This window comes from Gluconobacter sp. R75690 (genome assembly GCF_015244525.1).
Lineage (GTDB): Bacteria > Pseudomonadota > Alphaproteobacteria > Acetobacterales > Acetobacteraceae > Gluconobacter > Gluconobacter potus.
This window is the reverse complement of sequence record NZ_JABCQB010000004.1, coordinates 98,605-122,662: the sequence shown is the minus strand read 5'-3', so window position 1 is coordinate 122,662 and position 24,058 is coordinate 98,605. Positions and strand designations below refer to the sequence as shown.

General features: G+C 60.7%; 17 protein-coding genes. 6 read left to right on the top strand and 11 right to left on the bottom strand.

The annotated features are described in order from the left end of the window. The first annotated feature begins 3 nt into the window (after positions 1–3). From tmk to HKD27_RS06155, 5 genes are read left to right on the top strand one after another with little or no spacing between them, the layout of a single operon-like run. The gene (gene tmk, locus HKD27_RS06175; protein ID WP_194689018.1) at positions 4–648 is read left to right on the top strand and encodes a dTMP kinase; all 645 of its coding nucleotides are present in this window, start codon (positions 4–6) and stop codon (positions 646–648) included. Next, complete coding sequence (locus HKD27_RS06170; protein WP_194688915.1) at positions 645–1,568, top strand: DNA polymerase III subunit delta'; 924 nt, start codon at positions 645–647, stop codon at positions 1,566–1,568. Before tmk ends, HKD27_RS06170 begins: the two co-directional genes overlap by 4 nt. Before the next feature lie 30 nt (positions 1,569–1,598). Then, a complete protein-coding gene (metG, locus tag HKD27_RS06165; RefSeq protein ID WP_194688914.1) occupies positions 1,599–3,134 on the top strand; it encodes a methionine--tRNA ligase in 1,536 nt (511 codons plus the stop codon). Further along, complete coding sequence (locus HKD27_RS06160; RefSeq protein ID WP_194688913.1) at positions 3,131–3,916, top strand: TatD family hydrolase; 786 nt, start codon at positions 3,131–3,133, stop codon at positions 3,914–3,916. Before metG ends, HKD27_RS06160 begins: the two co-directional genes overlap by 4 nt. Then, a complete protein-coding gene (locus HKD27_RS06155) occupies positions 3,913–4,710 on the top strand; it encodes an MBL fold metallo-hydrolase (protein WP_194688912.1) in 798 nt (265 codons plus the stop codon). Before HKD27_RS06160 ends, HKD27_RS06155 begins: the two co-directional genes overlap by 4 nt. On the opposite strand, the gene HKD27_RS06150 is transcribed toward HKD27_RS06155, so the two are convergent. Next, positions 4,707–4,943 carry a hypothetical protein gene (locus HKD27_RS06150; protein ID WP_194688911.1) on the bottom strand — a complete coding sequence of 79 codons (237 nt, stop codon included), beginning with the start codon at positions 4,941–4,943 and terminating at the stop codon, positions 4,707–4,709. The genes HKD27_RS06155 and HKD27_RS06150 overlap by 4 nt on opposite strands. Positions 4,944–5,174: 231 nt before the next feature. Beyond that, the gene (locus tag HKD27_RS06145; protein ID WP_370544249.1) at positions 5,175–6,800 is read right to left on the bottom strand and encodes a porin; all 1,626 of its coding nucleotides are present in this window, start codon (positions 6,798–6,800) and stop codon (positions 5,175–5,177) included. 586 nt (positions 6,801–7,386) lie between these two features. Here HKD27_RS06145 and HKD27_RS06140 point away from each other — a divergent pair. Further along, on the top strand, positions 7,387–8,814 hold the full coding sequence (locus tag HKD27_RS06140) for a peptide MFS transporter (protein WP_194688909.1): 1,428 nt from the start codon (positions 7,387–7,389) through the stop codon (positions 8,812–8,814). Here the strand turns inward: HKD27_RS06140 and HKD27_RS06135 are convergent. From HKD27_RS06135 to dnaN, 9 genes are all read right to left on the bottom strand, one after another. Next, positions 8,811–11,387 (bottom strand): cation:proton antiporter, encoded by a 2,577-nt coding sequence (locus HKD27_RS06135; protein WP_194264622.1) that lies wholly within the window; start codon positions 11,385–11,387, stop codon positions 8,811–8,813. The genes HKD27_RS06140 and HKD27_RS06135 overlap by 4 nt on opposite strands. A gap of 49 nt (positions 11,388–11,436) precedes the next feature. After that, positions 11,437–12,057 carry a thiamine phosphate synthase gene (locus HKD27_RS06130; protein WP_194689017.1) on the bottom strand — a complete coding sequence of 207 codons (621 nt, stop codon included), beginning with the start codon at positions 12,055–12,057 and terminating at the stop codon, positions 11,437–11,439. 116 nt (positions 12,058–12,173) lie between these two features. After that, on the bottom strand, positions 12,174–15,116 hold the full coding sequence (locus HKD27_RS06125) for an FAD-binding and (Fe-S)-binding domain-containing protein (protein WP_228518357.1): 2,943 nt from the start codon (positions 15,114–15,116) through the stop codon (positions 12,174–12,176). A gap of 101 nt (positions 15,117–15,217) precedes the next feature. Then, positions 15,218–17,044: a glutamine--fructose-6-phosphate transaminase (isomerizing) gene (gene glmS, locus HKD27_RS06120; RefSeq protein WP_194688907.1), complete on the bottom strand. Its 1,827-nt coding sequence runs from the start codon at positions 17,042–17,044 to the stop codon at positions 15,218–15,220. Then, positions 17,044–18,378: a bifunctional UDP-N-acetylglucosamine diphosphorylase/glucosamine-1-phosphate N-acetyltransferase GlmU gene (gene glmU, locus HKD27_RS06115; RefSeq protein ID WP_194688906.1), complete on the bottom strand. Its 1,335-nt coding sequence runs from the start codon at positions 18,376–18,378 to the stop codon at positions 17,044–17,046. Before glmU ends, glmS begins: the two co-directional genes overlap by 1 nt. Positions 18,379–18,482: 104 nt before the next feature. Further along, a complete protein-coding gene (locus tag HKD27_RS06110; RefSeq protein WP_194688905.1) occupies positions 18,483–19,274 on the bottom strand; it encodes a DUF3108 domain-containing protein in 792 nt (263 codons plus the stop codon). Beyond that, a complete protein-coding gene (gene gyrB / locus HKD27_RS06105; RefSeq protein ID WP_194264627.1) occupies positions 19,264–21,708 on the bottom strand; it encodes a DNA topoisomerase (ATP-hydrolyzing) subunit B in 2,445 nt (814 codons plus the stop codon). Before gyrB ends, HKD27_RS06110 begins: the two co-directional genes overlap by 11 nt. An 85-nt stretch (positions 21,709–21,793) precedes the next feature. Beyond that, the gene (recF, locus tag HKD27_RS06100; protein ID WP_194688904.1) at positions 21,794–22,897 is read right to left on the bottom strand and encodes a DNA replication/repair protein RecF; all 1,104 of its coding nucleotides are present in this window, start codon (positions 22,895–22,897) and stop codon (positions 21,794–21,796) included. A 13-nt stretch (positions 22,898–22,910) separates the two neighbouring features. After that, a complete protein-coding gene (gene dnaN / locus HKD27_RS06095) occupies positions 22,911–24,035 on the bottom strand; it encodes a DNA polymerase III subunit beta (protein WP_194688903.1) in 1,125 nt (374 codons plus the stop codon). Positions 24,036–24,058: the final 23 nt, after the last annotated feature.

Below are 24,058 nucleotides of genomic sequence, written 5' to 3'. Positions count from 1 at the left end.
GGCATGGCTGGAAAAGGACTGTTCATTACGCTCGAAGGTGGCGAGGGCGCCGGGAAATCCACCCAGGCCCGCCTTCTGGCCGAGGCCCTGAGCGCGGAAGGGCACGAGGTCCTTCTGACACGGGAACCTGGCGGCACGCCGGGCGCGGAAGAAATCCGCAACCTGCTGCTGTTCGGGAAGGTTGATCTCTCCTGGCGGGCGGAAATCCTGATGCACATGGCCGCCCGGTCTGACCACCTCGACAACGCCATTCTGCCAGCGCTGGAGCGCGGCGCAATCGTAGTGTGTGATCGTTTCCATGATTCGACGCTGGCCTATCAGGGCTACGGCATCGGGCAGGGGGCGCCCGAAGTTCTGGCGTTCCTGAATGGCGCCCGCAAACTCGTGGATTTCGAGCCGGATCTGACGCTGATGCTGGAACTCCCCCGGACGCAGGCGCTCGCGCGTCTGAAAGCCCGGGGCGGCCAGACGGACCGTTACGAGGCTCAGGCGGAAGCATTCCACGAGCGCGTTCTGGCCGGGTTCAATGCGATTGCGTCGGCTGATCCGGTGCGGGTGAAGCGTGTGGATGCGGGCCAGACGCCGGAGGCCGTCAGTGCGGCGCTCCTGCATGCTGTGCATGACATCCTGACGGTTCAGGGCGTGTGAGCGATCCGCGTCACACTCTGAACCTGTATGGCCACGGCGAGGCGGAAGCGACGTTTCGGCAGGCGCTGGCCAGCGGCAGGCTGCATCATGCCTGGCTGATCTGCGGTCCGGCAGGGATCGGAAAGGCAACGCTGGCCTTCCGTCTGGCGCGGCTCCTGCTGAATGCGGAAAATCCGGACTCGTCGCAGGCGCGTCGCATTGCGGCCGGAACGCATGGGGACCTGCTGGAAATCTCGCGGGCCGTGGACGAGAAAAAAGGCCGTCTGCGAGGTGAAATTACCGCAGCAGATGTGCGTCCGGTCCAGACGTTTCTGCATCACACGGCGACCGAAGGCGGATGGCGTGTGGTGATCGTGGACGGAGCGGAATATCTGAACCGGTTCGCGGCCAACGCCCTGCTCAAGATCCTCGAAGAGCCACCCCCGCGCTGTGTCCTGCTGCTGACCACGTCCTCTCCGGGCGCGCTCCTGCCCACGATCCGCAGCCGCTGCCGGATGCTTGCCCTGTCCGCGTTGTCCGATGCCGATATGCGGGCTGCACTGCCCGGCATCTCTGCGGATGTGCTGGCGCGGGCCCATGGATCGCCTGGCCGGGCACTCTTTCTGTCGCATGACCGGGACGGGGCGATTGCCTCATTTGTGGCGGAAATCCTTGCCGGACAGGTGCGTGGATCGGAAACCATGGCCCTGAGCGAACGTATTGCGAGAGAGGCTGAAGGTTTCGCATTGCTCTGTGATTTGCTAGGCGAGGGACTGGCAGACCGTGCGCGCTCGGCAGCGCGGCGCGGGGATCTTGCAAAGGCTAATCTGGCGGCGCGTCAGTGTTCCGAACTGGACACGCTGAGGCGTCAGACCGAAGGCTTCAATCTGGACAAGGCCCAGGCCATCCGTCAGGCAGCGGAACTCGCTTCCGGTAGCTGAGATGGTCCGGGCGTTATGAAACGAGTGGACATGACGCGGCGCTTCACCATCACGACCCCGATCTTCTATGTGAACGGCGCTCCGCATATCGGGCATGCCTATACCTCCATCGCGGCCGACGTTCTGGCCCGCTTCCATCGCCTGAATGGCGAAGAGGTGCTGTTCGTCAGCGGCACCGACGAGCATGGCCAGAAGGTCGAGCAGACCGCCGTGGCCAAGGGCATGGACCCGCAGGCCTATGCTGACGAGGTTTCAGCCTCCTTCCGTCAGATGCAGAAGGACATGGCGATCTCGACCGACGAGTTCATCCGCACGACCGAAGAGCGCCACAAGGGCGCGGCCAAGGCGCTGTGGGAAAAGGTTGCGGCGAACGGGCATATCTATCTGGGCGCCTATGAGGGCTGGTACTCCACGCGCGACGAGGCGTTCATCGGCGAGGACGAACTGGTCAAGAAGCCCGACGGAACGTTCGTGGCGCCGTCCGGTGCCCCGGTCGAGCGCGTCAAGGAACCGTCCTATTTCTTCCGTCTGTCCGATTTTCAGGACCGGCTTCTGAAGCTGTACGAAGATAATCCCGACTTTATCGGCCCCGTCGGACCGCGTCGTGAGATCGAGAGCTTCGTCCGCCAGGGCCTGCGCGACCTGTCCGTCAGCCGCACGAGCTTCAAATGGGGCGTTCCGGTTCCAAACGATCCGGATCATGTCATGTATGTCTGGTTCGACGCGCTGGCGAATTACCTGACGGCCGTAGGCTATCCCGATCTCGATGACCCACGGGCAAAGTTCTGGCCGGCGGATGTCCATATTGTGGGCAAGGAAATCGCCCGCTTCCATTGCGTGTACTGGCCGGCCTTCCTGATGGCAGCTGGCATCGATCTGCCGAGGAGCGTCTTCGCTCATGGCTGGTGGACGGTCGAAGGCGAGAAGATGAGCAAGTCTCTCGGCAACGTTCTGGACCCGAAGGCGCTGGCAGATGAGTTCGGACTGGATGCGCTGCGCTTCTTCCTGATGCGCGAAGTGCCGTTCGGTGGCGATTCCAATTTCAGCCGCCGCTCCATGATCACGCGCACAAATGTCGAGCTTGCGAATGACCTCGGCAATCTGTGCCAGCGCACGCTGAGCCAGGTTGCCCGCAATCTGGGAGGCGTTCTGCCCGAGCGCGGCACCCTGACCGAAGATGATCAGGCCATGCTCGCAATGGTGACGCTGCTGCCGACGATCATGTCCGAGCAGATCGAGCGCAAGGCAATCACGGATGCGCTGGAAGAAGTCTGGAAGGTCATCCGTGCCGCCAATTCCTATATCGACCGTCAGGCCCCCTGGGCCCTGAAAAAGACCGATCCGGAGCGTATGGCGGACGTGTTGCGGGTTCTCGTGGACATGATCCGAGGCATCGCAACCATGCTTCAGCCTTACATGCCGAACACGATGGACCGGATGCTGACACAGCTTGGCGTGCAGGATGACGAGCGGACATTCGCGGCTCTCGAAACGCCGCTGCCGGCGGGTCGTACGCTTCCCAAGCCGGAAGGTCTGTTCCCGCGCTTTGTCGAGGAAGAGGCATGACAGGACTGATCGACACCCACTGTCATCTGGACAAGCTTGACGATCTCGCGCCCGCTTTCGAGCTGGCGCGGGAGTCCGGCCTGTCCGGAATGATCACGATCGGCACGCGCTTTTCGCAGGCGGATACGCAGATTGCCCTGACGCAGCATGATACGCCGGATCTGCGGATCTGGTGCGCGATCGGTATTCATCCGGATTATGCGGGCGAGGAGCGTCTGCCGTCTGTCGAGGAACTCGTCGCCAAGACCGAAGCTCCTTCCGTTGTGGCGATCGGGGAGACGGGGCTGGATTATTTCCATAGCGGGGACGAGGCCAAGCCAGCGCAGCACGCTGCCTTCCGCACCCATATCGCGGCCGCGCGTCAGACCGGACTGCCCGTCGTCATCCATACCCGCAACGCCGATGACGACATGATCGCCATCCTGCGTGACGAACATGCCAAGGGAGCGTTTCCGTTCCTGATCCACTGCTTTGCGTCCGGTCCGAAACTGGCGGAAGCGGCTCTGGAGCTGGGAGGCTATATCAGCTTTTCCGGCCTACTGACCTTCCCGAAATGCGAGGAAATCCGCGAAGTGGCGCGGATGGTGCCGGAAGACCGCATTCTGGTGGAAACGGACAGTCCGTTCCTGGCACCTGTCCCGAAACGTGGAAAACCCAACACGCCGGGTTACGTCGCCCATACGGCTGCCCGACTGGCCGAAGAGCGTGGTGTGTCGCTGGACGAGATCGCGCGGATCACCTCTGAAAACGCCCGTCGTCTGTTCACGAGGATTGCTGCGTGAAAGTGACAATCCTTGGATGTGGCGGCTCCGCTGGCGTTCCCATGATCGGGGGCGAGGAGGGACCACGGACGGGGATTTGGGGGGCCTGCGATCCAGCGGAGCCGCGTAACCGGCGCACACGCTCCTCAGTCGTGATCGAAGGCGAGGGCGGTTTCCGGCTTCTGGTGGATTCCGGGCCGGATTTTCGCAATCAGATGCTGAACTGCGGCCTGAGCCATGTGCACGCGGTTCTCTATACGCATCCACATAGCGATCATATTGGTGGCCTCGATGAATTGCGGGCCATTAACCGCGTCATCGAAACGCCGCTGCCGCTGTTGGCCACGCCGGATGTTCTGGAAGAACTTCGCCTGCGCTACGCCTATGCGTTTGCCCCCTGGAAAGGGCCAGAGTTCTACCGACCTGTTTTTGACGAGCATGTCGTGCAGTCTGGAGAAACAGTCACGTTCCCGGGTCTGACCGCTCGGATTTTCGAGCAGCGACATGGCCGGATTGCCTCTCTTGGCGTGCGTTGCGGAAGTTTCGCCTACAGTACGGATGTCGAGACGCTTTCGGATGCATCCCTGTCGCTGCTTGAAGGCGTGCAGACCTGGGTCGTGGACTGCTTCCAGTACGAGCCACATCCAGCCCATGCCTGGCTCGAACGCGTGCTGGAGTGGCGTGAGCGCCTCGATGTGGGGCACGTCATCCTGACCCATATGGGGCCGGAGATGGATTATCAGACCCTGCGCCAGACACTGCCTGCTGGCGTCGAGCCTGCCTATGACGGCATGGTACTCGATCTGCAGGATTAATGCGGGGTTCTGGTCTGTATCGGGCTGTCCGGGGCGAGAACGATCTGCTCTCCCAGCCGCTCGACCGGCTCGGCAGGCGGGACTGATGGATTGAGCAGATACAGTGCGCCATCAAACCGCATGCGGCGGGTGACAAGGGCAGGGCGTTCATCCGGCAGTTTCCCGACCCGCCAGTCACCACCGCTGTCGTGAGAATGAAGAGCATGCAGCAGCCACCGGTTGCCCCACACCATGTGTTGTCCAGGGCATAGACAAGATATTGCCGTGTCTTACCGCTCCCGTTCAGCACGATATCGGATAGTCCGAGCCTCGACCCTATGATGTCCTGCGTCGTGCTGTGAGGGCCGCCGCAGCCTGTCCATGAAGCGCGAACAGGAAGCACAGGGCAGGAACGAGAGGCCTTCTCATGAGCTTGGCTTGTTCCTTTTGAAGGACCGGGCAGGGAGGTGCCCGGTCCTTCAGGATCAGAAGGTCATCATCGCACCAGCGGACATCGTGTGGTCGCTTTCGTGGGCGCTGCTGTGGGAATCCGATTCCGTATGGGCATATTCTCCCACGATCGTGAACCAGTCCGTCAGGTTGTAATAAATCGCTCCGACTTCAGACTGGTTGCGCCGGACCATGTCCGGATTGTCCTCACCAGGCGCCTGATAGAGGTTGCTGACGCCATAGCTCCCGACAAGCTTGAGCTTGGGTAGGATCTTGTAAGCTGCCTGGACGTAGTAGCCTTCGGAATCACGCTTGCGCCCGTTGGCGGATACACCATCGAAGAAGATGCCGGTCGTGCCGAGGCCACTGCCATAGTAATAATAGGCCACACCTTCGAACGGGCCGCGAGAAACCTTTACACCAACGTCGCCGGCTTCGACTGTCGTGCCTTTCCGGCTGCTGCTGCCCAGCGTCGAACTGGTCAGATTCTGCTGGTGCTGGACGAGGAAGCTGCTCCAGAATCGGGTCGTGAAGCCGAGAATGTTGCCATCATAGGTGACTTTGCCCTGAAGCATGGGCGAGCTGTGCTGGGTCGTGGTCGCGGACAGGCCGCCACCGGCAAAGTTGTATTCATCCAGCGGTGTCATGACGCCGACGGAAGCCTGAAAACCCTTCCATTTCGGTGAGATATAGGTGATCTGCGGCAGCCAGTCCGTATAGACATAGCCCACGCCGATACGGCCGAGTGATGTGTTGGCGGGATTGGCGTTGCTGCCGGTACTGCCGACGCTGAGGAGTGTCGCATCGTTCAGGATGGCGTCAGACGCAAACAGCGCAATGTCGCGACCCAGCTTGACCGTACCAAATTCGTCCGTGCCAGCAGTCATGTAAACCTGACGGAAATCGAGGCCTGCCGTTCCAAGGCCCACCGGGCTGCCGCCCGAGTTGGCGTTGAAGGTACTGGGATTGTTGTTGTTGATGCCTGGATACATGCCGAAGACAGCGCCGAGCTTGATCCCGTCCTGAACCGTGTTCAGCTTGAGGATCAGGCCGCCCGGCAGCAGGCCATTGCGGATGGAGGAGGAATCAAAACCGCTACTGCCGGTCGAGACGCCACCCGCAACAGCGCGACCACCGGCGGGACTGTTATAGGTGTAGTAAGCGTTGACGAAGCCCGAGATGTTGATGTCGATCTGGCCGGCCTGGATCGTAACGCCTTTGCCCGCGACATAGGGCTTCACGCGTACGATGCTGTCCGGATTGTACGTGCGACGCGCTTCCAGAAGCGAATTGCGGGCATCCTGCGCACTGGCGGACGCTTCCATGGCAGCACGGCGCGCTGCGGAAACGGCGGCAATGGTCGTGACATCCGGGGGAGCCTCCAGGCTGCTGCCTTCATTCTGGGGTCCATAGCGCATGTAGCGGTTGCGATGACGGGATGGAGCGGCAGGGGCGCTGTCATCGTCGCGCTGTAGGGAAGGATGCGAGTGATGCTGGTGATGGGCCAGCAGAACATTGTATTCCGAGCGGGTCAGGCTGCCCTTGGCCCGGAGAATGTCGAGCAGCTCCGTATAATCATCTGCCCGTGCGACATTCGGAAGGACGGAGAGTGCAGCAATGCAGAATGTGCTTCCCAGGAGACTCAGGCGGCACAGGGACATAGATGGCATATAACAGCCGCTCCCGCGGATATACCGGCGACCGCAATGCGGGCGCTCGCCGGTAGAATGGACTACAATGCTTTTCCTAGCGCGAATGGAGACATTCTTCGCAACAATAGGATGTGTTCTCACAAAAACGTCAGAAATTCAGGATTTTCGGATCTATTAGTTGGCATAATATATCTTATACGACATTTATGTGAGCGCGAGCCCGGCCCTGACATGCGTCCGGTTTTTTCTCCGTCAGATTGCTCTAGAAGCAATAATATCGGCAGTTTTCAGCCATTTTCTGTGTATGGCAAAATGCCATTACCATTTTTCCCCGGATTTTCCGGCTTCCAGAAGCTGCTTTCTGATGGATGCAAGGCTTTCCCGTAACGGTAAACCTGACACCTATGACAAAATGCCAATTTTAGGAATTGGGCCATTTTGCCATAGGTTGGATGCTGGCTCGCCTTGTTGTGGCACTATGGCAAAACGCCATAAATGCACTCTATGGCATTTTGCCACTACCCTCTCTCCCCCTTTACCTCACCGGCTTTCTCCCTTTACGCAGGTTCTCCCGCCCCTGCGCGAATGAGGCCGCATGACCGAAATCCTTCCTGCTTCCCCTGTTGTCGAACCGTCTTCCGCCGGAAAACAGCGGGAACTTTGGGGGCATCCCATCGGGCTGTGGGTGCTGACGCTGACCGAAGGCTGGGTCGGGTTCTCGCTCTACGGGATGCAGGCCATTCTGGCCCTGTATCTGACGGACCATCTGCTGCAGCCGGCTCATTCAGGAGCCGTTATGGGTCTCGGGCCGCTGGAGGCTTTTGCTTCCGCCCTTTATGCGCCTGTGGGCCCCCGCGCCATGGGCGCAGCCATTACAGGTCTGTTCCTGGCACTGATTTACGCCACCCCTCTCCTCGGCGGTTTTCTGGCGGACCGCGTCCTCGGCCAGACACGGACCATCCTGTTGGGTGCCATCCTGATGACTGTGGGTCATTTCCTGATGTCATTTGACTGGAGCTTTGTACTGGCGCTGGGCTTTCTGCTGGCCGGGCTTGGTATGGCTGGCGGTCTGCGGGCACAGGTCGGCGCACTGTATGCCCTAGGTGACCGACGGCGTTCGGACGCCTATCAGATCTACATGATGGGGCTTCAGATTGCGGTCATCGTGTCCCCGGTCCTGTGCGCGAGCCTTGCGCAGATTGAATGGCACTGGGGCTTTCTGGCAGCGGGCCTGGGTATGCTGATCGGGCTTGTGGTTTATCTCGTGGGGCGGCGCTGGCTCCCCGCTCCTGCTGTTGCGGTGCTTCGGTCTGAGACCCCGGCCGCAGCCACAAAACACGCACGCCCTGCCCTGACGTCGCAGGAAAAGAAGACGACCCTGCTGCTTCTGGCGCTTGTGCCTGTCCTGGCGGTGGGCGCTGTTCCGAACTCGGAAATCTTCGACGGCTATCTGCTCTGGGGGCGCGAGCATTTCCAGCTTCATCTTCTGGGATACGAGATGCCGGTGAGCGATCTCATTTCCCTGGACGGATTTATCAGCACCCTGTGTGCCGTGCTGGTCCTGTGGTTCTGGAAGGCCTATGCGCGTCGCAGGCCCGATCTGTCGGAGATTTCCAAGGTCGCGCTGGGGACGTTGATTGCTGCTTTCGGGCCGCTGACACTGGCTTTGGGATCATGGATCAGTCCGGGTCCCCATGAGGTCAGTCTGTTCTGGGGGCTGGCCTTTCACATCATCAATGACATCGGGTTTTCGATGAATTATGCGATTGGAATGGCGCTTTTCTCACGCGCCGCCCCCGTGAGCCTGAACACCATTCTCGTCGCCTGCTTCTCGCTCCATCTGTTCCTGTCCAACCTGCTGATCGGAAAGCTGGCGACGCTGCTGGGACGGATTTCCGACGTCTCGTTCTGGCTGCTGCATTCAGGAGCCGCGCTTGTGGCAGCGGCAATCCTTGGCTTCTGTGCCGTGCGCTTCCGTGACCTTCTGGTGCCTGGCAAAGAGACCGCGCCGCCCGTGCCTTAAGACGGCGGCGCAACCAGACGGCGCATTTCCGGGGCCGATGCGGTTGAGACAGCATCACCATCCAGCGTACGAACCGTGACGGGCGTCAGCAGCCCGTCCGCCCTTTTCTGGCTACGCTGGATAATGAGGCGCTGAACGATGGGATACTCCTTCAGCAGCTTCTCGAACACCGGACGGGGAATGGCGAGCAGATGGCTGAACTGCAGGGAGCGGACGGTCCCGGGCATGGTCTCGTTGCGGATGACGGAGGCCGCGCCGATCAGGTCCCCGCTTCCAAACAGCAGATCCCGCTCCGCCAGATTGACCTCCGCCAGTCCCGCCACCTGCGCATAGACGACGCGTACGCGCTGCCCGCGCTTGAACAGGACTTCGCCGGGTGAGACGAAATGCATGGAGACCTTGCCTGAAAGCTTCTGAAGCACGCTGTCGGGAACGCCGTTGAAGGCCGGAAAGGCCCTGAGACGCTGCTCGATGCCGCTCTTGAGATTGAAGCGCAGGGGCGCATCCAGCCGGGCGCGCTGGCGTTCGATCTCACGATGCAGTTCGCGGTGCAGTTCCTCGGAAATCAGGTTGTCAGCTTCCAGCGCATCATATTCCTCGTCTTCGAGACGCAGGGCGATCTGACGCAGGATGCGGCTTTCCAGCGCTTCGGAATAACCGGAGTAATGCAGTCGCAGCGTCTCCAGCGCGTCATCCAGCAGCTTGCGCTGACGACCAAGAACTTCGGACACGATTTCCGTAATGCGCGGGCCAAGCGTCGGTTCCATGCGCTGGCGGATGAAGCGCTGAAGCGACAGCGAGACGAGATGCGCGATGATGAGCATCTCGAAGCGCTCCATCATGCAGTTCGTCAGCGGCTCGTCGATATGCAGGCGGCTGTGGAGCTCCTGCGCAATCCGGAAGCGCAATGAAGGCTGAAGGCGGCGCTTGAGGGCCCGGACATAACCATACCGCCCTTCGAGACGTGCGCCATCGGCCATGGACTCAGCCGTGCGCAGCAATGTCTCCATCACGCGCCGGGACAGCCCCTGAATGCGGAACAGATCCAGCAGCAGGGAGCGCTCCTGGTTGGCGATGGTGATCAGGGCGATATTGACGCGGTTGCGGTCGCTCAGGGCGGATTCAAAATTGTTGGCCGCCCTCTCCTGTTCCGCGCGACGTTCCAGGCGGCTGATGACACCGGCACGGGTCTGCTCGCTGAAGCCCAGTTCTTCGGAAAGCTCCCGCGTCCGCTCCGCGACTTCACCAAGGCCGATGCCCACGATCTGCTGGCGGATGGCCTGATCGATGGGTGAAAGCTGATCCAGCTTGAAGAACAGGACGAGCGCCCGCAGCGTGGTGCCATTGACCAGAAGCGTGATGAGCACGAAACCGGTGGCGATGATGCCGACGAAATGGGCAACCGGGCTCGAAACACTCTGGTTCTCGGTCACGGCCAGTGCCAGTGCCAGCGTGATGGCGCCACGGATGCCGCCCCAAGCCATCGTGGCCTTGAAGGGATTGGGAACGGGCGGCGAGAGCTTCGTGATGGCCAGAAGCGGCAGCATTCCGAAAATCACGGCCGAACGTGCGATCAGGCCGGCGACGCTGGCGATCAGGATCAGTACGAAATCCCATTTCGTCATGCCAATCAGCAGCCTAGGCACCAGCATGGCAGCCAGAAGGAACACGAGAGAGCCGGCCCAGAAAACGAGCTGCTCCCACATCTCGTTCAGGAAACGCCAGACCTGGGGCCGGAAGGTGGACGGCCCGTAAGCAGAGACGGTCAGCCCCGCGGCGGCCGTTGCGACCACGCCGGAAAAGCCGAGCATCTCATCGCACAGGATGTAAACAGCGTAAGGCAGCGCCAGAGTCAGCGTGACTTCCGAAGCCGCCGAGCCACCCAGTCCCGCAATCAGCAGCAATGTGAGACGCGCCAGACAGACGCCAACCACGATCGCGCCGATAAAGGCCGTCAGGAAGTCCATCAGGGCATCGGCCAGATGGATCTGATGATGCGAGGTAACGGCTGCCAGCAGGATCGAGAAGATCGAAATGGCGGCAGCGTCGTTCAGAAGCGCTTCACCTTCAACAAGGCGCGTCAGGCGCGATGCCGCACCAATTTCCCTGAAGATTCCAGCCACGGCGGACGGATCGGTCGTCGCGACGATCGATCCCAGAAGCAGGCAGACAACGAGGCTCTGCTGGGCAAACGGATAAAGCGCAAAGCCAATGGTGGCCGTCGAAACGATGACAGCGACAACCGCTAGCAGCAGCACCGTTGCCGTTTCATGGGCCAAACGCCGCACGTCGATGGCCATGGCCCCCTGAAAGACCAGGATGGGCAGGAAGATCAGCAGGAAGGCTTCACTGTTGACCGGGAAATAGATCAGCGCCTCGGCCGCCCCGTCCAGCAGATCGGTGGCAGACGAGCGCACGATAAGGGATGCGACAAGGCCCAGCCCGATCCCGGTCAATGCCAGCAGGACAGCTTCGGAAATCTCGAGACGTTTCGCGAGGGGCTGGATGATGCTGACAAGCGTGAGCAGGAACGCAAGCGCTAGGAGTACGGCTGCCAGTCCTGTCACCATCATCGTTGTCTCGGCTCCTTCATGTGGTCGTCTTCAGACGACTTGGCGTGTTTCAAGTTGGTGCTGTCTCCCGGGAGACGGCGTTGAGCCAGCGTCGGACCTGCCCTTCCGGGTCCTCATGGCCGATGAAGTCGCTCATGACGGCAACCGTATCGGCGCCTGCCTCAAGGCATTCCGCCAGCCGGGGCACGGTGATTCCACCAATGGCAACCAGCGGAACATTGCCGCACAACCCGCGCCATTCTGCCAGTTTCTCCAGGCCCCGCCCCGTCAGCGGCACGCCCCGGAGCTGCGTGGACCAGACCGGGCCGAAGGACACATAATCCGGCTTGCAGGCCAGTGCCGTCTGCAGCTCTTCATGCGTATGGGTCGAGATGCCAAACCTGATGCCAGCGGTCCGGATCGCGTCGAGATCCGCCGTCTCCAGATCTTCGGGGCCAAGATGCAGCCATTCATAGCCCAGCTCGATGGCCGTCTGCCAGTAGCGGTTCAGCGCCAGAGAAACATTGAAACGTGCGGCCAGTTCCTGTGCCAGCAGGGCCTGCGCCCTGATCTCTTCTTCCGGCAGATCACGCAGATAGAGTTCGATGAAACGCAGACCCGCCCCACCAAGCCGTTCCACCCAGCGCGGATGGTCGACGACAGCGTAAATCCTTGATGGAAGGGAAGACATCACATTCGTACTCCACAGGGCCTGCACGAAAAGCCGCGCATCATCGGACAGGTAACAGTGTTACAGCTTGGACGGGGGGCGTCCAGAGGCGCTGCATCGTTATCAACGTCCTGTTTTCAGGAGTGTTCCTGCAACGCGGAGATCAATGCTTCCGCCGGATGGGAGGGACGATGACCGGCCATGCGCTCGGTCTGGCAGCGGCAGGAAAATCCGGTCGCCAGCACCGGCTGCTTCACTTTCCCTGCCCAGTTCTGATCAAATATCTGGCGGGAGAGGCTCGCCTGTTCTTTCTGGTGCCCGAACAGTCCGGCCATGCCACAGCATCCGGCCTTTCCTGCCTGGACCGGTACTCCGAAATACCGCAGAATGAAGGCCCAGTCGCCCGCGCTTTCCGGACGGGCCGCCTGCTCCGTGCAGTGCGAGATGACCGTCAGGGATTTGGCGTCGCTACCGCTCTGCACCGGCGCGAACGCCCCCTGCTCTATCTGTCCACGCAGATAGGTTTCCAACGGAAGAACGTCCGGGACAGGTGTGTCCCCTGAGACTTCCCTGTATTCCTGCGTGAACATGAGCCCGGTAGCGGCATCCAGCGAAACGACCGGAATACCAAAAGCCGCCAGGCCTCGCAGCTTCCGCAATGTCTGACGGGCCGTAACACCAAAGCCCCTGCGAAATCCCAGAACATGACGGGCCTTGCCGTTGTTCCAGACGGGCGTGACCTTCACGTCCAGTCCCAGAGAAGTCAGGAGCTTATGGACTTTTTCGATGAGGCCCCCGTCAAAGCTGCCGGTAAAGGAATCCTGGATCAGGATTACCGCCCGCGGGTTATGGCGGTTAAGACGCAGCCAGGAGCGGCTGACCCGACTGTCGGCTCCCAGTCGGACAGGCTTCAGATGCGGAAGATCCACTAGCCCGATCCGGGACAGAAAAGCCTGTGAGACCGGATTGTGCATCAGGAGATTGGCCAGCGCCGGAGCCTGTCTCCCGACCGCTAGCAGGGACTCCAGCCAGTACACCAGATAGTCGCGAACCGGCCTGCGGTTGTCGCGGAAGTAGGTCGCCAGGAACTTCGAGCGCATGGACGGAATATCCACGCGGATCGGACATTGCGTCCCGCAGGCCTTGCAGGACAGGCAGGTGTCCAGTGATGCCTTGAGTTCCTCCGTCAGCACCGGGAGCATCCCCCGGTCAGGTGCGTTGTCCGGCAGGGAGCGCAGCCGGGCCCAGCTCCGGAGCAGCAGGGCCCGGCCTTTCGGGGACTGCGACCTGTCTTTCGTGGCCTTGTAGGACGGGCACATGGCCATGTCCGGCTCACGGTTGAAACAGGCGCCATTGCCGTTACAGCTTATGGAAAGCGCATAGGGTTCCCGGAGTGCGGGAGCAATATCCTCGTCGAAGCTGCCCTTGAACGGAATGCCGTCAATGCGGTCCACGGGGTAGCCCGCGCCACCAGGTGCCAGCTTGCCGCGGTTGAAAATATCTTTGGGATCAAAGACATCCTTGATCCGGCAGAGTTCGGCGAAGAGCGTTTCACCGAAAAACAGCGGCGAGAACTCGCCCCGAAATCCCCGCCCATGCTCGCCCCAGAGCAGACCGCCATGACGTTTCGTCAGAGCAGCCACAGCATCTGAAATGGGACGGATCAGCGCCCGGTCCTGCGGTGTGAGCATGTCCAGAAACGGGCGGACATGCAGGCAGCCGACATCGGCATGTCCGAACATGCCATAGGACAGTCCGTACCCGTCCAGAATATCACGGAATTCGCTGACATACTCAGGCAGAACTTCCGGAGGAACGGCAGTATCCTCGACAAACGGAACGCCCTGTCTGTGGCCCTCAGGACGTCCGAGAAGACCAACCGATTTTTCCCGCAGCGTCCAGAGGTTCGCAATAATGTCCGGATCAGAAACTGCTTTATGATCAATGGGTTTGTGCGGAGAGTTCGCAAGCAGGGTGACCGCATGGGCCATCTGTTCCTGCAGGACATCCAGATCGTCCCCGACAAACTCGACGAAGCTCATACCCTTGACCGGGAGCGCAGACCTGGTGCCTAGGACGCGTTCAAGCGCGTGCCACGTTACGTCCTGTTGGGCCTTGGCAAGGACGCGGTCGTCCAGCACTTCTACCGCAGACGGGTTGGCGGGCAGAAGCGTCTGAACATCACGCAGGGTGTCGTTGAAGCTCGCATAGCGAACGACGATAAGCTGCCGGTATTTCGGCAGACGTCTGACCCGCAGGACGATCTTCTTGGTCAGAGCAAGCGTGCCTTCCGATCCCGCCAGAAGCCGTGCGATATGGAAGCTTCCGTCCTCAAGCAGGACGTTCTGAAGATTGTATCCTGTCAGACCACGGTTCATGTCCGGGAAGACACGCCGGATCTCGTCGGCCTGTTCCGTGACGACCCGATGGACTTCGCGATAGGCTTGGGCGGCAAGCCCTTTCCCGCTCATTGCCTCTTCCAGCTGGGGTGCTGTCAGTCGGCCGACCTGCAGGTCGGTTCCGTCCGAGAGCACGACGTCCATCGTTTCTATGTAGTCGGAAGTCCGACCATAAATTCGCGATCCCTTGCCAGAGGCATCGGTCGCAATCATCCCCCCGATCGTAGCCCGGGTGGCGGTCGAGACCGTAGGGGGGAAGAAAAATCCGTGAGGCTTCAGGAAGGCATTAAGCCGAGCCAGAATAACGCCCGGTTCCACCGTGACCGTTCCCGCCTCGGCATCGAACTCCAAGATCCGGTCCAGATGGCGGGAGACATCGAGGACGATACCATCCGTCAGAGACTGACCGTTGGTGCCTGTCCCGCCGCCACGGATTGAAAGGGTCAGTTCACCATCTGCGGCAGCGCGGACGGCCCGGTTGAGGTCTTCCTGCATGCGTGGATGAATGACGGCAGCCGGAAGGCGCTGATAGATGCTGTTATCGGTGGAAGAGACCAGCCGCGACGAGACCTGAAGGTTGATATCGCCTTCAAATCCCTGCTCATCCAGTCGCCTGACAAAAGCTTCGCGTATGGTGATTTCAGAGGCGCTGGGAGAGAGTCCTGAATTTCCGGCCGACATTCCGGATATTGCGTCTCCACCCATATTTGCGTCTCCTTCAGGCTGCCATGTGTGATGTTACTATAATGTCTGCAAAAAATTTCCCCCGATAGGAAAATCCTTCATTCAACCGTGACTGATTTGGCAAGGTTCCGGGGCTGATCCACGTCCGTCCCTTTGAGAAGGGCCACTTCATAAGCCAGCATCTGAACGGGAATGGCATACAGGATCGGGGCCACGAAAGCGTCCACGTCCGGCATGATGACAACCTGTTCCGCCACGCCCTCAAGACGTTTCGCACCTTCTGCATCGGTGAAGGCAAGAATGCGTCCACCACGCGCCTTCGCTTCCTGCAGATTGGACAGGGTCTTGTCGAACAGGATCGTGGACGGTGCGATGGCAACGACCGGAACGGTCTGATCGATCAGGCTGATGGGACCATGCTTTAGTTCACCCGCGGCATAAGCTTCCGCGTGGATGTAACTGATTTCCTTTAATTTTAATGCACCTTCAAAGGCGATTGGCGTGCAGATCCCGCGCCCCAGATACAGGACGTCTCTGGCCTGCGCGACAACAGTCGCCATCGCCTGGATATCCTTGGTGCGGGTAAAGACTTCCGCAGCGCGGGACGGTAGATCCAGCAGGCTGGCCGTCAGGCGTTCTTCACGGGCCTGATCCATGGTGCCGCGAGCCCGCGCGAAGTCGATTGCCAGAGCCGCCAGAACGGAAAGCTGGGCCGTGAAAGCCTTGGTAGAGGCTACGGAGATTTCCGGCCCTGCATCCATACCCAGGACGAGATCGCTTTCGCGTCCCATGGTCGAGTGCTCGACGTTCAGCACGGAAACAATGCTCTGCCCGGCCTTCTTGAGGCTCCGAAGAACCCCGAGCGTATCAGCGGTTTCGCCGGACTGGGAAATCAGCAGCGCTACGCCCTTGTCCGGCTGCGGCGGCTCGCGATAGCGCATTTCGGACGCAACATCGATCTCCACCGGAATGCGCGCCAGGGATTCCAGCCAGTACCGCCCCACCATGCCGGCATAATAAGCGGAGCCGCAGGCCGTGATGGTGATGCGCGGAACCTCTGCCGGATCGAATGGCATTTCCGGCAGGGCAATGCGCTTTGATGCCGGGTCGGTGATGCGTTTCAGTGTCTGCCCGATGGCGACCGGATGTTCATGGAGTTCTTTCTCCATGTAATGCCGGTAGCCGTCCTTGCCGACCTGCCCAGCCATGAAAGTCAGGTCCTGAACGGGACGGCTGACTTCAGCGCCGGTCATGTCGAAAATAATGACATGGCCGGGAGTCAGTTCGCACCAGTCGCCGTCTTCCAGATAGGTCATCTTCCGGGCCATCGGGGCCAGCGCAATGCTGTCGGACCCGAGAAACATCTCGCCGTTGCCGTACCCGACGGCAAGTGGTGCGCCGTGACGGGCCCCGATCAGCAGACCTTCATGATCCTTGAAGATCATGGCAATGGCATAGGCGCCTTCCAGCCGCTTGATTGCGGCAAAGGCTGCCTCGCGAGGCTCTAGCCCCTGCCCCAGATAGTCATCGACCAGATGGGCGACCGTCTCTGAATCCGTCTCGGTCCGGAACACGCGTCCCTTCGCCTCAAGCTCTTTCTTGAGCTCGGCAAAGTTTTCGATGATGCCGTTATGGACGATCGCCACACGGCCGGCCTCATGAGGATGGGCATTGTTTTCCGTAGGCGCGCCGTGAGTGGCCCAACGCGTATGACCGATGCCGGTCGTGCCGGGCAGCGGGTGCTCTTTCAGGACATGTTCGAGATTGTCCAGCTTGCCAGCCGCGCGACGGCGCTCGATGTTTCCCGATGCTGTCAGCGTGGCGATGCCGGCGGAATCATATCCGCGATATTCAAGGCGACGCAGCGCCTCAAACGCAATCGGGCTGGCAGGCTGATGTCCAACAATACCGCAGATACCGCACATCAGACCTGTTCCTTCCGAGCTTTGAGAGACTGTTTGATCTGAAGGCCCTGCCCGCTTTTCAGCGTCTGCCGTGCCCGGCCCAGAGCGAGATCGCCGGGGGGGACATCACTGGTGATGACGCTGCCAGCCGCAATAAGGGCATCGTCCCCAACAGTTACAGGAGCCACAAGGATGGAATCCGAGCCCACGAACACGCGCTCGCCGATCGTGGTCCGGTGTTTGAACACGCCATCGTAGTTGCAGGTGATGGTCCCTGCTCCAACATTCGTGCCACTCCCGATCGAGGCATCGCCCAGATAGGTCAGGTGATTGGCCTTCGCGCCCTCACCCAGTTCCACATTTTTGAGCTCGACGAAATTGCCGACATGCGTCTGCGCGGCGCAAAGCGTGCCTGGGCGCAGCCGGGCATAGGGGCCGATCATTGCGCCTTCCCCGACTTCACAGCCTTCCAGATGGGAAAAGGCACGAATGAGGGCACCGGAACGGACCCTGACGCCGGGGCCAAAGAAAACGTTTGGCTCGATCGTTACATCCGCTTCGATGATGGTGTCGGTGCTGAAGAAAACAGTTTCAGGAGCAACAAGCGTGACACCCGCATCCATGGCCGCATTTCGCAGTCGGGTCTGAAGCGTCGCCTCAGCACGGGCTAGTTCCGAACGGGAATTGACCCCCGCCAGTTCGGCTTCCGGTGCTTCCACGCAAATGACCGGCCCGGTTTTCGCCGCCATTTCAACCACATCCGTGAGGTAATACTCGCCTTGGGCATTGTCGTTTCCGACATTTGCAAGCCAGGTCCGGAAATCGTCGGCTCCGGCACACATGACGCCCGCATTGCACAGCGTGATGCGGCGTTCGTCTTCCGTGGCATCCTTGAATTCGACGATCTTCACGACCCTGCCGTGGTCTTCCACAATCCGGCCATAACGCCCCGGTTCCGCAGGCCGCATTCCGAGAAGTGCCATACTGGCGCCTTCCCTGCGTGCTGCCAGCAGGCGCCGCATCGTCTCCGCCGTAATCAGCGGATTATCGGCATAGAGAATGGCCACGTCGCCATTTCCGAACAAATCCCGCGCCGTATTGGCAGCGTGGGCCGTACCAAGTCGCTCGATCTGCGTGACGGTTTTGAAGGGACGGACGGCCTTTTCAAGCTCCGGCATGTCCGGTCCGGTGACGACGACCACATCATCAAAGACCTGCCGGGCAGTTGTGATGAGATGGTTGATCATCGGCTGGTTGCCCAGACGATGCAGCGCCTTGGGCAGACGGGATTTCATGCGCGTGCCGAGGCCCGCGGCAAGGATGATGGCAGTGGTGCGATGGGTGCTGTCGGTCATGTCCCGCCCGGGGTATCCAAACCGCGGGTCCGCGTCAAACGGAGCCCGCAGACTGTGTCATCACTTCGAATTGCCGATTATTGCAAGACGTTCGAGTGCTCCGTTCAGGGAGCCACGGCGTGTTGCATGACGACCATGACACGCCCGAGTTTGGGGTGATTGAACTCGATCCGGACCGGGACCAGTCCCAGGCCATCGATCTTTCTGAACCAGACTGCTCCCGGCTGGGGAGAGGCCAGTTTTGCCCTGTTCGGAGAGTCTTTCACAAAGCCGGCAAGCTGACGCCCTATGAAATCACAGCGCAGGGCCTGCCCGGAATAGGCCTCGTCCTGTCCCTGCGGGATGTCTGCCATGGTCGGACCATGGACCACCATTTCACTCAGCCGGATTCCATCGAAAATGATCTGCGTCCCGTCGCATTTCCCGGTTGTGGCAAGGGCATGCAGCAGATGCGCCATACCGCTCAGGGTATCGACCGTATGTGGCAGGGAGCTATCTGGGATCGGTTCGCGGTCGGTTTCCGGGGGCTGGAGGTCCGTCACTTTTGGAATGTCGTTCGAGAACTCCAGCCGGACATGACGGTGCTTGCCGCGGGAAATGCCTCCGCTGTCAAACAGCACCGGCTGAACGTTACCGTCGGGTGTGAACTTCCCCTGCACGCGGGATGTCACGTCCATGGTCACGAACCAGCTGATCAGGCCGGCGGGCTTGATCTGGGTGCTGCCCCCATAGCCCCAGGGCTGGAGCTGATAGGATGCCTGCGCATTCAGGACATGAAAGCCCTTGAGATAAACGGCGTAGGCGGCATTGACCTGCCCCTCAGCGCGGGCCGGGCTACAGCCCAATCCAGCCATCAGGACAAGTGCCGTCCCTGCGACGAGAGCCTTAAACGTCAAGATTGGCGACTTTCAGGGCATTGCCGACAATGAAGTCCCTGCGAGGCTCCACGACATCGCCCATCAGCGTAGAGAACACCTGTCCGGCATCTTCCACATCCCCGACCCGGACCTGCAGCAGGGTGCGGGTCGAAGGATCGAGGGTGGTGTGCCACAGCTGCTCGTCGTTCATTTCGCCAAGGCCCTTGAAGCGGTTGATGGTCAGGCCGCGGCGTCCCTGAAGCAGGATGCGCTCCATGACGGCTGCGGGGCCGAACAGTTCATAAGCCGTGGGATCCAGCGTGAGCGTGACGGGCTTGGCAAAATCGCGGGCCAGACGCTCCCATTCCGACACCAGCCAACGGGCTTCCGCCGAGCGCAGGAGCGAAGGCTCGATCCGGTAGACTTCGCCCACGCCACGAACGGAGCGGGCACATTCCAGACCGGTTTCCGAAATGGAGACTTTCCAGCCGCGCTCATTGGGTAGCGAAGCTCCATCCAGACGCTGCTGGAACTCGGGCATCCGTGAGGTTGCGACAGCGATATCGCTGTCCAGAACGCCCGAGATGGCGGCCTGCTCCATGACCCAGACGGGAACCTTGGAAGCAATGCTCTGAAGGCGACGGGCGGCAGCCGAAAGGAACGCAACTTCCTCGGCCAGAGCCTCGCCTGTCAGTTCACGGCCATCCGCAAAGCGCAGGGTTGCATTCGCCAGCGCCTTGTCCAGCAGGTACTGCTCAAGAGCGGCGTCATCCTTGAGATAGCGCTCTTCCTGACCGCGCTTGGCGCGATAAAGCGGCGGCTGGGCAATGTAGAGATAGCCCTGCTCGATCAGTTCCGGCATCTGACGGAAGAAGAACGTCAGCAGCAGCGTGCGAATATGCGAACCGTCGACGTCAGCATCGGTCATGATGACGATCTTGTGGTAGCGCAGTTTTTCGGCCGAGAAACCGCCCTGATCGACTTCACCCCGACCGATGCCGGTGCCAAGAGCTGTAATCAGCGTTCCGATTTCCGCCGAGCCCAGCATCCGGTCGAACCGGGCACGCTCGACGTTCAGGATCTTTCCGCGCAGCGGCAGGATGGCCTGGAAGCGACGGTCCCGTCCCTGCTTGGCCGTGCCACCTGCGGAATCACCCTCGACGATGAAGATTTCAGCCTTGGACGCATCGCGCTCCTGACAGTCCGCGAGCTTGCCCGGAAGCGACGAGACATCCAGCACGCCCTTGCGTCGCGTCAGTTCGCGTGCACGACGCGCAGCTTCACGCGCGCTGGCAGCGTCGATGATCTTGGCGACGATGGCCTTCGCTTCCTTGGGGTGCGTCTCGAACCAATGGGAGATCGCATCGGACGCCGCAGCATGGACGACAGGCTGGACTTCGGACGAGACGAGCTTGTCCTTCGTCTGGGAAGAGAACTTGGGATCCGGCACCTTCACGGACAGGACAGCCGTCATGCCTTCGCGCATGTCCTCGCCCGTCAGCGATCCCGCCTCACGCTTGGCCACACCTTCAGCATACTTGCCAACAACGCGCGTCAGGGCCTGACGGAAACCGGCCAGATGCGTACCGCCATCGCGCTGCGGGATGTTGTTGGTGAAGCACAGCATCGTCTCGTGATAGCTGTCGTTCCAGGTCAGAGCGAACTCGACACGGATGCCGCTTTCGGGATTGTCGATCTCGCCCGTAATGGGCGGCGTGACGATGGAAGTTTTTGAAGAATCAAGCCATTCCGCGAACGCGCTCAGACCACCATCATAGTGGAAGCGCAGTTCCTTCGGCTCGGCATGACGCTCGTCCCGCAGGATGATCAGCATGCCCGAATTCAGGAATGCAAGCTCGCGGACGCGGCGTTCAAGAATGGAAATATCGAAATCGACCTTCGTAAAGGTCTGCTTGCTGGGCTTGAACGTGACCAGTGTGCCCCGGTCTTCGGAGGACGGGCCGATGACATGCAGGGCCTCGTCGCGTTCGCCATGCTGGAAGCGGATCTTGTGCTCCAGTCCGTTGCGCCAGATCCGCACTTCCATCCATTCGGACAGGGCGTTCACCACGGCCGCACCCACACCGTGCAGACCACCGGAAACCTTATAGGAGTTCTGGTTGAACTTGCCGCCGGCATGAAGCTTGGTCAGCACGACTTCGGCGGCGCTGATGCCCTCTTCGGGATGCAGATCGGTCGGAATGCCACGACCGTCGTCCCGCACCGATACGGAACCGTCCCCGTTCAGGGTCAGGATGCAGTAGGTCGCATGGCCGGCCTGGGCTTCATCGACCGCGTTATCGATGATTTCGAAGACCATGTGATGCAGGCCTGAGCCGTCATCGGTATCGCCGATATACATGCCTGGACGCTTGCGGACGGCGTCCAGCCCCTTCAGGACCGAGATGGAGGAAGCGTCGTAATCTTCACCGTCTGCGCCAGGAATCTCGGGCTGGTTCTGGGTCTCTGACATGCGCGTGACGGTCTCCGTGGTACTCTGAATAACTGATGGATCAGTATAGCCCCTGCCATTCATTTAGGCCAGCGGCGGCGGCGTATCAGGAAGGGGATATGGTGCCGTTCCTGACGGAAAAAAACTGGGCGCGGCCTGCGATTGGCGCGAATGCCTCGGCATCCGTGCCCGTAATCAGGACAGGCGCCCGCAGCCCCTCAAGGCTGTCGAGGAGCGCATGTCGTCGCATCTCGTCCAGATGAAGCAGGGGTTCATCAAGCAGGATGGCCGGGGCGTATCCCCGTTCCTGTGTCATCAGCCGCGCATGGGACAGGATCGTGCCAGTCAGCATGACCTTCTGCTGACCGCTGCTCGAAAGTTCGGCAGGACGTCCCGTGGCGGTGTCCGAAAGCGTGAAATCGGCCCGATGGGCGCCGACGGATGTCGTGGAACGCTGCCGGTCTTCGGTGCGGGCCTGTCGCAGGCTGTTCCTGATCCAGTCTTCAACCTCGAGGGCCGGCTGGGTTGCCAGGCGGCTTGAGATGGCACAGTCCAGATGCAGCGTGCTGGCAGAAAATCCATCATTTTCAAAAGGATGGGCGTTCATGCTCTCGATGAGCGCCAGCCGCGCCGCAGACGCTGCGACCGCATGACGGGCGATGGAATCTTCTATGGAAGTAAGCCATTCCGCCTCGTTCGGACGTTCAGACAGAACCCTGTTTCGACTGACGACCGAGCGGTCATGCGCTGCGATCTGGCGTCCGTGATCGGGAGACAGCGCCATGACCAGCCTGTCCAGAAACCGCCGCCGGCCGCTGGAGCCTTCCTGAAAAAGCCGGTCCATCTGGGGCGTCAGCCAGACACAGGAAAACCTCTGGCCGATCAGAGCCTGGGAGCGGATGTTTTCCCCATCGAGGCGGAATGTCCGGCGCTGTTTTTCGCTCAGATCGCTCCCCGTGCCGATCCGGAATTCGTCCAAGCCGGACTGGATCGTGGCCGCAACCCCCCATCGTTCTGCGCCTTGGCGGCACAAAGCGGGAAGTGCTGCCCCCCGCAGGCCCCGACCGGGGGCCAGCAGGGAAACGGCTTCGAGCAGATTGGTCTTTCCGGACCCGTTCTCCCCCGTCAGAACCAGAATGGAGGCTTCCGGGGTCCAGACGGTATGGGTGTAGTTCCGGAAATCCGTCAGCGCGAGCCGGGTCAGTTTCAATCGTGGCTCGTGCTCAGACCCGCATGGGCATCAGGACATACAGCGCCGAAGGCGATGCCGTGTCACGGACGATGGTAGGAGCAGAGCTGTCGGAAAATGCGAATTCCACTTCCACGTCGATCTGATCGGTGATGTCCGTCAGGTAACGGGCCTGAAAGCCGATTTCGATCGGTGCCGCATCGTAGGAGACGGCGTTTTCGTCCAGCTCCTCATGCGCCACACCCTGATCGGGACTTGTGGCGGACAGGTTCAGCATGTTCTGCGTGATGGACAGCTTGACCGGGCGCGAACGCTCCTGGCTGATAGCCGCGACGCGACCAACGGCCGCTGCAAAGTCGCGCTTTCCAACGCGCAGGATGCGGTCATTGCCCTTGGGAATGACGCGCTCGTATTCCGGGAAGGTGCCGTCGATCAGCTTGGAGGTCAGAAGAACGGGACCGGCCTGGAACTGGATACGGGTGTCGGACAGCGACACTTCCAGATCGGCCGCCCCTTCGTCGAGCAGCTTGCGCAGTTCGTTGATGGTCTTGCGCGGGATGATGACGCCCGGCATGCCGCGCGCACCCTCCGGCAGATCCGTCTCGACGCGGGCGAGACGATGGCCATCCGTAGCCACCGCACGCAGCATCGGAACGGCGCCATTTTCTGCCACGTGCAGATAGATGCCGTTCAGATAATAACGGGTTTCTTCGTTGGAAATAGCGAACTTGGTACGGTCGATCAGACCACGGAGCGTTGCAGCCGGGATCGAAAAACGATGCGGCAGATCACCAGCGACCATGGCCGGGAAATCATCAACCGGCAGTACGTTCAGGCTGGTGGCATAACGGCCGGCACGCAGGGCGAGCGGAGCCTCGCTGTCCTGATGGTCGAACTCCAGAGCAACGCCATCAGGCAGCTTGCGGACGATCTCAAAGAGCACCGCAGCCGGAACGGTCGTGGAGCCGGAGCGCTCGCCGCTCGCAGGAACATCTTCCACGACGGCGATTTCCATGTCCGTTGCCGTCAGGCGCAGAACGTCATCTTCGTAGCTCATCAGGACGTTGGCCAGGATGGGAATGGTATTCCGCTTTTCCGCAACGCCATGAATATGCGCCAGAGCCCGTTGCAGCAGGGTACGGTCAACCTTGAATTTCATTCCGAGCCTCGGCGAAGATCTTG

Coding starts and splice junctions, on each gene's coding strand:
- HKD27_RS06135 (WP_194264622.1), bottom strand. CDS start 11,387: ATGATGGTGACAGGACTGGCAGCCGTACTCCTAGCGCTTGCGTTCCTG.
- gyrB (WP_194264627.1), bottom strand. CDS start 21,708: ATGTCAGAGACCCAGAACCAGCCCGAGATTCCTGGCGCAGACGGTGAA.
- HKD27_RS06145 (WP_370544249.1), bottom strand. CDS start 6,800: ATGTCCCTGTGCCGCCTGAGTCTCCTGGGAAGCACATTCTGCATTGCT.
- glmU (WP_194688906.1), bottom strand. CDS start 18,378: ATGACCGACAGCACCCATCGCACCACTGCCATCATCCTTGCCGCGGGC.
- HKD27_RS06130 (WP_194689017.1), bottom strand. CDS start 12,057: ATGTCTTCCCTTCCATCAAGGATTTACGCTGTCGTCGACCATCCGCGC.
- HKD27_RS06140 (WP_194688909.1), top strand. CDS start 7,387: ATGACCGAAATCCTTCCTGCTTCCCCTGTTGTCGAACCGTCTTCCGCC.
- HKD27_RS06150 (WP_194688911.1), bottom strand. CDS start 4,943: ATGGTGTGGGGCAACCGGTGGCTGCTGCATGCTCTTCATTCTCACGAC.
- HKD27_RS06125 (WP_228518357.1), bottom strand. CDS start 15,116: ATGTCGGCCGGAAATTCAGGACTCTCTCCCAGCGCCTCTGAAATCACC.
- dnaN (WP_194688903.1), bottom strand. CDS start 24,035: ATGAAATTCAAGGTTGACCGTACCCTGCTGCAACGGGCTCTGGCGCAT.
- HKD27_RS06160 (WP_194688913.1), top strand. CDS start 3,131: ATGACAGGACTGATCGACACCCACTGTCATCTGGACAAGCTTGACGAT.
- metG (WP_194688914.1), top strand. CDS start 1,599: ATGACGCGGCGCTTCACCATCACGACCCCGATCTTCTATGTGAACGGC.
- tmk (WP_194689018.1), top strand. CDS start 4: ATGGCTGGAAAAGGACTGTTCATTACGCTCGAAGGTGGCGAGGGCGCC.
- glmS (WP_194688907.1), bottom strand. CDS start 17,044: ATGTGCGGTATCTGCGGTATTGTTGGACATCAGCCTGCCAGCCCGATT.